Consider the following 12437-nt stretch of genomic DNA (forward strand, 5'->3'; position numbering starts at 1 on the left):
CGTGACCGAGTCCCGCTCCGGGCGCTCCGCCGTGCCGTACGTCCCGGAGTACGGCGGGGCCTCGCTGTCCGACCTGCCGGGGTCCGTACTGGCCTCCCTGGGGGCCGGCGCCGAGAACACGCTGCGGCTCGACCCCGCCGAGCGGGTGTGCCTGTTCCTCGTGGACGGCCTGGGCGCCGACCTGTTGCGCGCCCATCCGGACGCCGCGCCGTTCCTGTCCGGGCAGCGGGGGCGGACGCTCACCGCCGGGTTCCCGTCCTCGACGCCGACGAGCCTCGCCACGCTCGGCACGGGCTCGACGCCCGGCGAGCACGGGATGGTCGGCATCCTCATGGCGGTCCCGGGGGAGGGGCGGCTGTTCAACTGCCTGCGCTGGACCGCGCCCGGCCACGCCGTCGACCCCGAGTGGTGGCAGCCGGCCGAGACGGTCTACCAGCGGCTCGCCGCGGCGGGCGTGGACCCCGTCTACGTCGCGCCCGGGGCGTTCCGGGGGACCGGACTCTCCCGCGCGGTCTACCGGGGCGTACGGCACGTCGCGGCGGAGAGCGTGGACGACCGCGTCGAGGGCGCGCGGGAGGCGTTGCGCGGCCGGTCGTTCGTCACCGTCTACTACGGCGGCGTGGACGCGGCCGGCCACGAGACCGGCTGGGGCAGCACCCAGTGGCTGGAGGAGCTGGCCGTCGTCGACCGGATGGCGCAGCGGATCGCCGAGTCGCTGCCGCGCGGCTCGGCCATGTACGTCACCGCCGACCACGGCATGGTCAACGCGGTCGAGAAGGTGGACGTGGACCTGCGGCCCGAGCTGCGTGAGGGGGTCGCGCTCCTCGGCGGCGAGGCGCGGGTCCGCCACCTCTACACGGTGGAAGGGGCGGCCCCGGCGGTCCTGGAGACGTGGGCCGAGGCGCTGCGCGGCCGGGCCTGGGTGGTCTCCAGGGAGGAGGCCGTGGACTCCGGGTGGTTCGGCCCGGCCGTACGCCGCGAGTGGCTGGGCCGGATCGGCGACGTCGTGGCGGTGCCGTACGACGACTCCGCGATCGTCGCCTCCCAGGCCGAGCCGCTCGAAGCCGCCATGATCGGTTATCACGGCTCCTTGACGGCGGCCGAACAGAATGTCCCGTTGCTGGAGGTAAGTGCCAGATGAGCATCCTTGTCACGCCCGAAGAGCTCGCCGGCCTCGGCGAAGTCACGATCCTGGACGTCCGCTGGCGGCTCGGCGGTGGACCGTCCGATCACAAGTCCTATGTGGAGGGCCACATCCCGGGCGCGGTCTTCTGCGCTCTCGACGCCGACCTCGCCGCCGCGCCCGGTGCGGGTGGACGTCACCCGCTGCCCGAGGCGGCGGACTTCCAGGCCGCGATGCGCCGCCTCGGCGTGGACGGCTCCCGCCCGGTCGTCGTCTACGACGAGGCCGACTCGTCGGCGGCGGCGCGGGCGTGGTGGACGTTGCGCTACTTCGGCCATCCCGACGTGCGCGTTCTGGACGGCGGCATCCGGGCCTGGCGGCACGCCGGGCTCCCGGTCGAGGAGGGCGAGGGGGACGCCACCGGGCGCGGCGGCGATTTCACCGCCGTCCCCGGAGGGATGCCGACGCTGGACGCGGACCAGGCGGCCGACCTCGCCGCCAACGGCGTCCTGCTCGACGCCCGCGCCGCCGAGCGCTACCGCGGTGAGGTCGAGCCGATCGACCCGGTGGCCGGGCACGTCCCCGGCGCGGTCAGCGCGCCCACGGCGGAGAACGTCGAGCCCGGTGGCCGGTTCCACAACCGCGAGTTCCTGCGCGAACGGTTCAACACGCTCGGCGCGGTGGACGGGGTGCCCGTCGGGGCCTACTGCGGATCGGGCGTGACCGCCGCGCACGAGGTGCTCGCGCTGGAACTGGCCGGCATCCACGCCGCGCTCTACGTCGGCTCCTGGTCCCACTGGGTGACCGACTCCTCCCGCCCGGTGGCCACCGGCTGATCGGAGGAGGACGGCCCGCCTTCCGCAGCGAAGCTGCGGCCGGCGTCAGCGGGCCGCCAGCCGGAGATCTCCCGCGCCGAAGCACACGAAACCCGGCACATCGGTCGCATCAGCCGCCAGGGCGAGCGCTTCGGCCGGCGTGTGCCCGTCCCTGAGGAGCGGGTGGAACATCGCCATCAGCGCCGGCGCCTCCTCGTCGCGTACCGGCACCACGCCGGCGATCACGCACCGGACGCCCCGGTCGAGGAACGCGCCGGCCAGTCCGAGGACGGCTCCGTCCGCCGGGGCGTGCGCCATGCCCGCCTCGCACGCCGAGAGGATCACCAGCCTCGGCATCCGGTCCAGCCGGGCCAGGTCGTAGGCCATCAGCGGCCCGTCGTCGAGCGTGATCCGGGACAGCAGCGGGCCGCGCGGCGAGAAGGTTCCGTGCGCGGCGACGTGCAGCACGTCGGCGCGGCCGAGGGCGGCGAGCACCGCCGCCCTCGTCGGGTCCACCCGGATCGCGCCCGGATGCGCCCGGACGACGGCGTCCGCCTCGACCGCCGCGTGCTCCAGCCCCGGCCCGGCCACCGCCACGACCGCGGGTTCCCGCACCGGAGGCGCCTCCGGCCCGGCGAGCCAGGAGGACGCGCTCGCGGCCACGGACACGGGGCGGCCCCGCAGGGACGGGAGCAGCGGCCAGGGCAGGGTGTGCAGGGCGCCGGTCGGCACGATCGTCACCGGCCCGGCGGGCACGCCGAGCGGCCCGAGAAGGGCGTCGTCGAGCGCCGCGAGATCGCGGTCGAGGCCGCTCTCGGCCGGCACGTCGCGCAGGTTGCGCCGGCGCAGCGCGTAGCGGACCCGGACCGTGGCCTCGGCCGCCGCCGGGTAGGAGCCGAGCCGCCGCAGGACGCTCCGGCCGGACGTCACCAGCACGCCCGTGAGGTCGGCGTCACTGCGCACCAACTCGATCAGCGCCCCCTCGGAAGCGAACCCCGCCTCGCCCGGGAGACACGGCTCCGGAGTCACCCGTACGAGCGCCCGCCGGCGTTCGGAGCAGGTGAGCACGGTCCACGGGTCGCCGCCTTCCAGCGCGAGCCCCACGCAGAAGCGGCCGAGATCCTCGGCGGACCGGGCGGCGTACGCGCGCGCCTCGACGGGAGCGGCCGCCTCACCGTTCGCGGAGGCGGCCGGGCGCGGCGCGAGCGCCGCCGCCACGCCCGCGCGGGCCGCGTTCAGCGCCCCGGCAAGGTCCCCGTCGAGGCGCCGCAGCACGGCCAGCGCGTGCTGCCGGATCACGGCCGGGGTGGCGGAGCGGGCCAGGAGCGTCAGCCGGTCGCGCGCCGTGGGCAGGTCACCCATCGCCATGGCCGCCTCGGCGACGGTCAGGCGAAGCGCGGCCGCGTCGGCCGCCGCGCCGCCGTCGTCGAGGTCGCGCGCGCAGGCCAGCATCTCGGCGAGCAGCCCGGGTGTCGGCCCGTCCAGCGCGAGCCGGGCGCGCAGCGCCACCTCGGTCGCGAGCGGCGCCCGGGCGGTCCGCCCCTGCCGTACCAGTTCCGACCGCGCCGCCTCGGCCGAGGCGCGGGCGTCCGCGGCCGCCCCGGTGAGCAGCTCGACCTGGGACAGCAGCAGCCGGGCGTCCGCGAGCCCGGCCTGCGCCCCGGACCCGGCGAGATCCGGGACGGCCCGCTCCAGCAGCGTGCGGGCCTCCCCGAGCAGCCGCGCCTCGACCAGCGCGTGCGCGAAGTCGGCGCGCATCGCGGCCAGCCGCTCGGGATAGCCGAACAGCGCGGCCTCCGCGGCCCGATAACTCTCGAACGCTCCCGAGATGTCGCCACGCCGCGCGGCCACGAACGGCAGGTTGCCCTCGGCGAGCATGGCGAGGTGGCCGAGCCCCGCCTCCCTGGCGATCCGCGCGCACGCCGACAGGTCCGCCTCGGCCCGCGCGTACTCCTCCAGATAGGTACGGGCGACCCCCCGGTTCAGCAGCCCGCCCGCGTGGAACCGCGGGTCGCCGCCCAGCCCGCCGAGCGCCTTGTCGCAGTGCCGTACGGCGTCGCGGAAGCGGCCGAGCAGGATGAGCGCGCCGGAGCGCTGGACGCCGAGCCGGGCCAGATCGACGCCGGTGAGGTCACGCTCGGCGAGGTCGGCCAGCCGCAGCCCGCGCTCGGGGTCGCCGAGCTCGGCCACGATGGTCACCAGCGACAGTCGCGCCTGCGCCACCCGGTTCGGGAAGTCCGCGCCGACGATCACGGCCCGTTCGAGCCGTGCGACGGCGAGGTCGATGTCGCCCAGCTCGCGGGCCGCGAGGGCCGCCGCCCGCAGGGCCACCGGGACCGCCTCGGCGCACCGCCGGGTGCCAGGCGGTTCCGCCTCCGCTTCGGCCAGGACGGCGCGGGCCTCCGCCTCGGCGAGCTCGGGATCGGTGGCCGACAGCCAGACCGCGCGCTCGGCCCGGGCCAGCGGGGCTGCCTCATTGCCGTCCGGGCCGACGTCGACCGGAGCGCCGGGGTTCACGGCGGTCAATCGCGGACGCGGAGCCAGCGCGTGGCCACCGGAGCACGACCGGGCCGGTGGCAGACCACGCTGACCCAGCCGGGAGGCAGGCCGGTTACCGCGAAGTGCCCCGTCTCGGACGGGACGCGGCTGCTGCCGGCGCCCGGGGTGCGGACCTCGATCCTCGTTCCCGGGCCGGGAGCGGGGGACACCTGGCCGGCCACGTCGAGGCGGCCGTCGGCGACGGTCACCTCGACGTCGAGGGTGAGGCCGTCCGCGTCGAACCGGTGCATCGCGGGCCGTCCCTCTGAGCGGGCGCCCACGCCCGGCCCGACCTCGGCCGGGCTCGCCACCACGGCGCCGGGCAGCCGCAGCGCGAAGGCGGCGCGCGCGGAGGTGGACACGCGGCCCGGCACCGGATCGGCCCCGGCGGCCATCCGCAGCGCCGCCAGCAGATACGTGGGCAGGTGGTCGTCGTCGGTCACCGTTCCTCCTCGATCAGCGCCCTCAGCCGGGACATGCACCGGGAGCGGGTCGGCCCGATGCTCCCCATCGGGAGGCCGAGCCGCATGGAGATCTGGGCGTACTTCGCGTCGGGGTTCAGCGCGTACAGGCGGAGCAGCGAACGGCACGGCTCGGCCAGCCCGTCCAGCCGCAGCCAGAGCCGCCGGCCGAACTCGGCGTCCACCACGGACGCGGCGAGGTCGGGGACGAGCACTTCCGGGAGCGCGTCCGCCGCCGGGCGCTCTCCCCGGGACCGCCGGGCCAGCCGGACCGCCTCGTGCCGGGTCGTCGTGATCAGCCAGGCGCCGATCCGCTCGGGATCGCGGATGCCGTCCAGGCTCTCGACCATCCGCAGCCACGCGCCCTGGACGGCGTCGGCCGCGTCGGCCGGGCCGAGCCCGCACGCGCGGGCCACCGCCCACATCCGGCCGTCGAAGCGGGTGACGAGCTCCTCCCAGGCCGCCTGGTCCAGGCCCGGGAGCGTCTTCTCAGAGGGCATGTCCGTCACCCCACGCGTCGGAGAGGATGCGAAGCGCGATCACCCTATCGGCCCCGGCCGCGCCCGGCGGGGCCTTTCACCCGACCGGTCCGGCCGCCCGCTCCTCGTCCTGGTCCCGCCGCCGCGGCACCGCCACGCCGAGGCCGGGCATGCGCCGGCCGTCCAGGAGCGCGTGCCGCACGGCGCGGGCGGGTGGCATCTCCCGGCACAGCCGCGCCACCGCTCCCGTGACGACCGCGGCCGCGAACGACGTGCCGCTCCACGTCGCGTAGCCGTGGAAGGCCCCGTGCTCCAGGAAGCTGCTCGTCATCCCCACGCCCTCGGCACAGGCGCCGACCCACGGCCCGTGCGCCGAGAAGGAGGCCCGTGCCGCGCCGTCGAGCGCGCCGGCCGCGACCACGTCCGGCAGCGCCGCGGGCCAGAACGGGCGGGAGGAAGCGGTGTTCCCCGCGCACGCGACCACCGCCGGGAAGGGGCGCAACGCCTCGGCCACCCCGAGCGGCGGCTCGTCGTCCACGGTGTAACCGCCCAGGGAGAGGTTGAGGACGTCGATCCGCTCACCGCCCAGTCGCGCCAGCGCGCGCAGCAGCGTCGCCTGGTCGCTCACCCCGTGGCTGTCGAGGACCCGTACGGCACGCAACCGGACGCCCGGGGCCTCTCGCAGGATCAGCCCGGCCACGAACGTGCCGTGCCCTGCCTGCTCGTCGAGCACCCCGTCGTGGTCGGCGTCGGCGATCTCCGCGACCTCGTCGGAGTACCACTCGGCGAGCCACGGGTGCGGGGCCAGCCCGGTGTCCAGCACACCGACCGTGACGTCCCACGGCTCCTCCCGCGCGTACGACACGGGCCGCGCCGGGACCGGCCGGCCGCCGGGGCCGCCGAACAGCAGCGGCTGACCGAGGAGGACGTGGTTGGGCGAGGCGTGGTGTCCCTGGTCGCGCAGTCCGGCCGCGAGGTCGAGGACGTCGGCGTCGGGCGAGAGCCGCAAGTGGTGGACCGGCCCGGCCGGGACGGCGGCGACCGTCCATCGGGAGACCGCGCTCAGTGACGAGGTGATCAGCTCTCCGGGGCGGATGAGGGCGGGGCGTCCGGGCTCTGGCTCGACGACCCGGACCGCGGGGAGATCGCCTGCGGGTGGGCACATGGGGGTGGCCCTTCGCGTCGGAAATCTTACTGAGCGCAGTCTTTCATATACAGATCGCTGTCAAGTCTTAATCCGTATGACCCCCCTCTGGTGCCTGGCTGCGACGGACGGTAGTCTCTCCTTCTGTCACTTGTGATCATCCCAGTGTGAGGCCGTTGGGGAAGGCGCACCTCATGCGATTTGGGAGGTCCGGTGGCAGCTGCTCGTGGCGTGCTGTACGTCCACTCGGCTCAGCCTGCGTTGTGCCCGCATATCGAGTGGGCTGTCGCAGGCGTTCTTGGCGTGCCCGTCGATCTGACGTGGACCGCTCAGCCTGCCGCGCCCGGGGCGGTACGTGCCCAGGCCGAGTGGGAGGGGCGTCCGGGGACGGCGGCGGCGATCTCGTCGTCGCTCATGGCCTGGCAGCGCATCCGATTCGAAATCACCGAGGATGCCTCGCCCGGCGTGGACGGCTCCCGATACGCGTACACGCCGACGCTCGGCGCCTTCACGGCCGTCGTCGGCGCGAACGGCGACATCCTGATCACCGAGGACCGGTTGCGCACCGCCATGCTCATGGCCGCGCTGGGCCGGGTCGTCCTGGAGGACGAGCTGGACCGCCTGCTCGGCAAGCAGTGGGACGAGGAGCTGGAGTCTTTTCGGTACGCCGGTGAGGGCGCCCCCGTCCGCTGGCTGCACGCGGCCGTCTGACGGCGCCGCGCCTGTCCCGCTCGGTGTGCCGCACGCCCGGCGGGCGCGGCGGAGCGCGGGCCGAGCGCCACCGGCCCGTGCCGCACGAGGGATCTTCCGGCATGAGAACAGGCGCCGGTCCAGTTGCTGGACCGGCGCCTGTTGTCGTCGCCGTCGACCCGGCCGCCGTGCCGCGGCGGCCGGGGCGGGGTCAGAGCGGGATGTTGCCGTGCGCGCCGCGCGCCGGGGTGGCCTGGGCCAGGACCTTGGCGATCGAGCCCCGGGTCTTCGCCGGCTCGATCACCTCGTCGACGACCCCGAGCTCGATGGCGCGGGCGACACCGCCCGACATCTTCTCGTGCTCCTCGGCCAACTTCGCCTCCAGCGCCGGGCGCTCCTCCTCCGGCACGGCGGCGAGCTCGCGCCGCTTGAGGATCCGGACCGCGGCCACCGCGCCCGTCACGCCCACGTCCATGGTCGGCCACGCGAAGACGCGGGTCGCGCCGAGCGCGCGCGAGTTCATCGCGATGTACGCGCCGCCGTACGACTTGCGGGTGACCAGCGTCACCCGGGGCACCGACGCCTCAGCGAAGGCGTGCAGCAGCTTGGCGCCGCGGCGCACGACGCCGTCGTGCTCCTGACCCACACCCGGGAGGTAGCCGGGCGTGTCGACCAGGACCACCAGCGGGACCCCGAAGGCATCACACATCCGGACGAACCGGGCGGCCTTCTCGGCCGAGGTGGAGTCGAGGCAGCCGCCGAGCCGCATCGGGTTGTTGGCGACGACGCCGACCGTGCGCCCGCCGAGACGGCCCAGCATGGTCACCATGTTGGGCGCCCACTTGGGGTGCAGCTCGACACCGGGCTCGTCGAGGATGCCGTTCACGAGCGGGTGCACGTCGTAGGCGCGGCGCGGGTTGTCCGGCAGCAGGTCGCTGAAGTCGGCCTCGTCGACGTCGCGCACCCGGCCCTGGTGGCCGAGCAGCGACGCGATCTGGCGGGCCTTGAGCAGCGCCTCGGCCTCGGTCTTGGTCACCACGTGGGCGACGCCGCTGCGCTTGCTGTGCGGGTCGGGGCCGCCCAGCGAGGCCATGTCGATCTCTTCGCCGGTGACGCTGCGTACGACGTCCGGCCCGGTCACGAAGATCCGGCCGTTGTCGGAGAGGATCACGATGTCGGTGAGGGCCGGGCCGTAGGCCGCGCCGCCCGCCGCCGCGCCGACGACGACCGAGATCTGCGGGACGACGCCCGACGCCTTGGTCATGGCGGCGAACACACGGCCCACCGCGTGCAGCGACTCGACGCCCTCGGCCAGGCGGGCGCCGCCGGAGTGCCAGACGCCGATCACCGGGACGCGCTCGCGGACCGCCACGTCGTACGCGTGGACGATGTGCTCGCAGCCGTCGCCGCCCATCGCGCCACCCTGGACCCGGGCGTCGCTGCAGAACGCGACGACGGGGACGCCCTCGACACGGCCGGTGACGGCCAGGACACCGCTCTTGTCCTCGGGGCTGATCAGCCGGATCGAGCCCTCGTCCAGGAGGTGGCCCAGCCGTACCCGGGGATCGCGGGGATCGGCGGCCTCCTCGTCCGAAGCCTCGGTCACCACCCTGTTGTCAAGCACAGTCATCTAGGGCTCCTAGTCACACCGTGGTGAAGGCCACGGCGACGTTGTGTCCGCCGAACCCGAACGAGTTGTTGATGGCGGCGAGCTGGCCACCGTCGAGCTTCCGGGGCTCGCCGCGCACGAGGTCCACCTCGATGCCGTCGGCGGGGTCGTCGAGGTTCGCGATGGCCGGCACGATCCGCTCGTGCAGAGCCAGGATGGTGAAGATCGACTCGACGCCGCCCGCGCCGCCGAGGAGGTGGCCGGTCATCGACTTGGTGGCGGTGACAGCCGCGTGGCCGCCGATGGCGTCCTTGATCGCACGGGCCTCGATCTCGTCACCGAGCGGCGTGGACGTGGCGTGCGCGTTCACGTGGTGGACGTCGGACGCGGCGATGCCCGCGTCCTTGAGCGCGCTCAGCATGGCCTGGCGGCCGCCCTTGCCCTCGGGGTCGATGCCGGTGATGTGGTAGGCGTCGCTGGTGTAGCCGACGCCGGCCGCCTCGGCGTAGATCCGCGCGCCGCGCGCCCGGGCGTGCTCCTCGGACTCCAGCACCACGATGCCGGCGCCCTCACCGAGCACGAAGCCGTCGCGGCCCTTGTCGAACGGGCGGGAGGCCCGCTCGGGCTCGTCGTTGCGGGTGGACATGGCGCGCGCCGCGGCGAACGACGCCACGTTCAGGCCATGGATCGCGGCCTCGGTGCCGCCCGCGACCACGATGTCGGCGCGGCCGGAGCGGATCATGTCGATGCCGTAGCCGATGGACTCGGCGCCGGTGGCGCAGGCGCTGACCGTGGAGTGCGCCCCCGCCTTGGCGCCCAGCTCGATGCTGATCCAACCGGCGGAGCCGTTCGGCATCAGCATGGGGACCGTGAACGGCGAGAGCCGGTTCCAGCCCTTCTCCCGGTACAGGTCGTACGCGGAGAGGATCGTGCCGATGCCGCCGATGCCGCTGCCGACCACCACGCCGAGACGCTCGCCGTCGACCTCGGGCGCGCCCGCGTCCTGCCAGGCCTGCCTGGCGGCGATCAGGGCGAACTGCTCCGCGCGGTCCAGCCGCCGGGCCTCCGGCCTGGGCAGCACCTCGCTCGGGTCGACCGCGGCCACGCCGGCGAACTTCACCGGAACCGTGTCGACCCAGTCCTCGGTGATGGGGCGGATTCCCGACTTCCCGTCGAGGAGCGCCGACCAGGTCGAGGCGACGTCCCCACCGAGGGGCGTCGTCGCGCCGAGCCCGGTGACAACGACACGCACCCGGTTCGTACTCACTTGTGTGCACTCCTCTTGTTGGTCGTGGACGTGAATGTGCCGCGGCACGGCACATTCACGAGGCCATCTGGCGGGGGTGGGACCGCCGGGCTCTCGCTCGGCGGTCTCCGCTCAGGCCTGGATGAAGTTGATGACGTCCTTGACGGTCTTCAGGTGCTTGAGCTGGTCGTCCGGGATCTCGACGCCGAACTCGTCCTGCGCGGCGACGGCGATCTCGACCATGGAGAGCGAGTCGATGTCGAGGTCGTCCACGAAGCTCTTCTCCGGGGTGACCTCGGTCGCCGGGATGCCGGTGATCTCGTTGACGATCTTGCCAAGGCCGGCGAGGATCTCCTGCTCGGTGACTGCCATGTCGCGATTTCTCCTTGAATTTCGGATTTTTCAGGGTTTGTACGGCAGGCCGTACAAAGCGTTAGGGGATTTCGATGACCTGTCCGGCGTAGGTGAGGCCGGCGCCGAAGCCGAGCAACAGGGCCAGGCCGCCCGGCTGCACCTCGCCGCGCTCGACCATGCGGGAGAGCGCGAGCGGGATCGAGGCCGCCGAGGTGTTGCCGGCGAGCACGATGTCCCTCGCGATCACGGCGTTGTCGGCGCCCAGCTTGCGGGCGATCGCCTCGATGATCCGCAGGTTGGCCTGATGCGGGACGAAGGCGCTGAGCTCGGCGGGGTCCACACCCGCACGCTCGCACGCCAGCTTCGCCACCGGGTGAAGCGTGGTCGTGGCCCAGCGGAACACGGTCTGTCCTTCCTGGTGCAGGAAGGACTGGCGGTTCGCGACGGAGATCGCTTCCGACTTGTCACCGGAGCTGCCCCAGACGACCGGGCCGATCCTCGGGGTGTCGGACGGACCCACCACGGCGGCGCCCGCGCCGTCCGCGAAGATCACCGCGGTGGCGCGGTCGTCCCAGTCGACCCACTGGCTGAGCTTCTCGGTGCCGACGACCAGCACGTGTTTCGCCGAACCGGCGCGTACGGCATCCGCGGCGGCGGAGAGGGCGTAGCAGAACCCGGCGCACGCGGCGTTCACGTCGAACGCGCCCGGCGCGTCGATGCCGAGCCGGTGGGCGACCCGGGCCGCGGCGTTCGGGATCTGCGCCTCCAGCGTGCAGGTGGCCACGATCACCAGGTCGATGTCGGCGTGGGACAGGCCGCTCGCGGCGAGGGCCTTGCCGCCCGCCTGGACCGCGAGGTCGATCTCCGACTCGCCCGGTCCGGCGACGCGCCGCTCCTTGATGCCGACCCTGGTCTGGATCCACTCGTCGTTGGTGTCGATCCGCTTGGCCAGGTCGTCGTTGGTCACGATGTCGGCGGGCTGGTAACCGCCGAACGCCAGAATCTTGGCCCCCGGAGCCCCCTGGGACAGTCTCACTGCTCGTTCAACCCCTCTCGGACGGCTTCGAGGTCCTCCGGCGTCTTGAGGGCGAAGGTGCGTACGCCCTTCAGCCCGCGCTTGGCCAGGCCGGTCAGCGTACCGCCCGGCAGGAGCTCGATCATGGTGGTGACCCCGAGCTCCGCCATGGTGCCCATGCAGGCGTCCCAGCGGACCGGGTTGCTGACCTGGTCGATCAGGCGGCGCAGGTATTCCGCGCCGGTGGCGACCGTCGCGCCGTCCGCGTTGGACAGCAGTGTGACGCGGGGATCGGCCGGGGTGAGGTCCGCGGCGGCCTCGCGCAGGTCGGCGGCGGCAGGGGCCATGTGCTCTGTGTGGAACGCGCCCGCCACGGAGAGCGGGATCAGCCGCGCCCGCTGGGGCGGCTCCTCCTTGAACGCGGCCAGCTGCTCCAGCGTGCCGCCCGCGACGATCTGTCCCGCGCCGTTGATGTTGGCCGGGGTGAGGCCATGCTTCTCGATGGCGGCGAGCACGTCCTCCTCGACGCCGCCGAGCACCGCGGTCATGCCGGTCTCGGTGACGGCGGCGGCCTTGGCCATCGCCTCACCGCGCACCCGGACGAGGCCGAGCGCCTGCTCAGGGGTCAGCACCCCGGCGATGGCGGCGGCGGCGAGCTCACCCACGCTGTGCCCGGCGACCAGGTCCGGTGCGACCCCGAGCGCCTCGTACGACGCGAGCGCGGCCGCCACGAGCAGCGGCTGCGCGACGGCGGTGTCGCGGATCTCGTCCGCGTCCGCCGTGGTGCCGTAGGCGATCAGGTCGAGGCCCACGATCTCGGACCAGGCGGAGAGCCGGTCGCGGAAACCGGGGATCTCAAGCCACGGGCTCAGGAATCCTGGGGTCTGGGCGCCTTGGCCCGGAGAGACGATGACGAGCACATCACAACCCTGCCCTGTAGGGGTTCACCACAGAGATGGAGAT

General features: G+C 74.1%; 12 protein-coding genes. 3 read left to right on the forward strand and 9 right to left on the reverse strand.

The window, feature by feature from the left end; genetic code table 11:
* The first annotated feature begins 1 nt into the window (after position 1).
* Both ACQP1V_RS11495 and ACQP1V_RS11500 read left to right on the forward strand, forming a co-directional pair.
* On the forward strand, positions 2-1141 hold the full coding sequence (locus ACQP1V_RS11495; protein WP_433421826.1) for an alkaline phosphatase family protein: 1140 nt from the start codon (positions 2-4) through the stop codon (positions 1139-1141).
* Positions 1138-1959, forward strand: coding sequence for a sulfurtransferase (locus tag ACQP1V_RS11500; protein ID WP_387412611.1), 822 nt, complete (start codon positions 1138-1140; stop codon positions 1957-1959). The genes ACQP1V_RS11495 and ACQP1V_RS11500 overlap by 4 nt, the downstream gene beginning before the upstream one ends.
* A gap of 45 nt (positions 1960-2004) precedes the next feature.
* Here the strand turns inward: ACQP1V_RS11500 and ACQP1V_RS11505 are convergent, their stop codons facing one another.
* From ACQP1V_RS11505 to ACQP1V_RS11520, 4 genes are all read right to left on the reverse strand, one after another.
* Complete coding sequence (locus tag ACQP1V_RS11505; RefSeq protein WP_433425804.1) at positions 2005-4455, reverse strand: CHAT domain-containing protein; 2451 nt, start codon at positions 4453-4455, stop codon at positions 2005-2007.
* A 5-nt stretch (positions 4456-4460) separates the two neighbouring features.
* Positions 4461-4919: a hypothetical protein gene (locus tag ACQP1V_RS11510; RefSeq protein WP_433421830.1), complete on the reverse strand. Its 459-nt coding sequence runs from the start codon at positions 4917-4919 to the stop codon at positions 4461-4463.
* Positions 4916-5437, reverse strand: a complete 522-nt coding sequence (locus ACQP1V_RS11515; protein ID WP_433421833.1) for an RNA polymerase sigma factor — start codon at positions 5435-5437, stop codon at positions 4916-4918. Before ACQP1V_RS11515 ends, ACQP1V_RS11510 begins: the two co-directional genes overlap by 4 nt.
* 76 nt (positions 5438-5513) lie before the next feature.
* On the reverse strand, positions 5514-6581 hold the full coding sequence (locus ACQP1V_RS11520) for a S8 family peptidase (protein ID WP_433421836.1): 1068 nt from the start codon (positions 6579-6581) through the stop codon (positions 5514-5516).
* Between the two features lie 213 nt (positions 6582-6794).
* On the opposite strand from ACQP1V_RS11520, the gene ACQP1V_RS11525 reads away from it, so the two are divergent.
* Complete coding sequence (locus tag ACQP1V_RS11525; RefSeq protein ID WP_084258805.1) at positions 6795-7271, forward strand: DUF3145 domain-containing protein; 477 nt, start codon at positions 6795-6797, stop codon at positions 7269-7271.
* Positions 7272-7461: 190 nt separating this feature from the next.
* Here the strand turns inward: ACQP1V_RS11525 and ACQP1V_RS11530 are convergent, their stop codons facing one another.
* From ACQP1V_RS11530 to ACQP1V_RS11550, 5 genes are all read right to left on the reverse strand, one after another.
* The gene (locus ACQP1V_RS11530) at positions 7462-8880 is read right to left on the reverse strand and encodes an acyl-CoA carboxylase subunit beta (RefSeq protein ID WP_433421839.1); all 1419 of its coding nucleotides are present in this window, start codon (positions 8878-8880) and stop codon (positions 7462-7464) included.
* Between the two features lie 13 nt (positions 8881-8893).
* A complete protein-coding gene (gene fabF / locus ACQP1V_RS11535) occupies positions 8894-10126 on the reverse strand; it encodes a beta-ketoacyl-ACP synthase II (RefSeq protein ID WP_387412603.1) in 1233 nt (410 codons plus the stop codon).
* Positions 10127-10237: 111 nt separating this feature from the next.
* Positions 10238-10477, reverse strand: a complete 240-nt coding sequence (locus ACQP1V_RS11540; protein ID WP_067130827.1) for an acyl carrier protein — start codon at positions 10475-10477, stop codon at positions 10238-10240.
* Between the two features lie 61 nt (positions 10478-10538).
* Complete coding sequence (locus tag ACQP1V_RS11545) at positions 10539-11495, reverse strand: beta-ketoacyl-ACP synthase III (RefSeq protein WP_433421843.1); 957 nt, start codon at positions 11493-11495, stop codon at positions 10539-10541.
* Positions 11492-12394 (reverse strand): ACP S-malonyltransferase, encoded by a 903-nt coding sequence (locus ACQP1V_RS11550; RefSeq protein WP_433421845.1) that lies wholly within the window; start codon positions 12392-12394, stop codon positions 11492-11494. Before ACQP1V_RS11550 ends, ACQP1V_RS11545 begins: the two co-directional genes overlap by 4 nt.
* Positions 12395-12437: the final 43 nt, after the last annotated feature.

It is taken from the genome of Microtetraspora malaysiensis (assembly GCF_050947145.1).
In the GTDB taxonomy this organism is placed as follows: Bacteria; Actinomycetota; Actinomycetes; order Streptosporangiales; family Streptosporangiaceae; genus Microtetraspora_A; species Microtetraspora_A malaysiensis.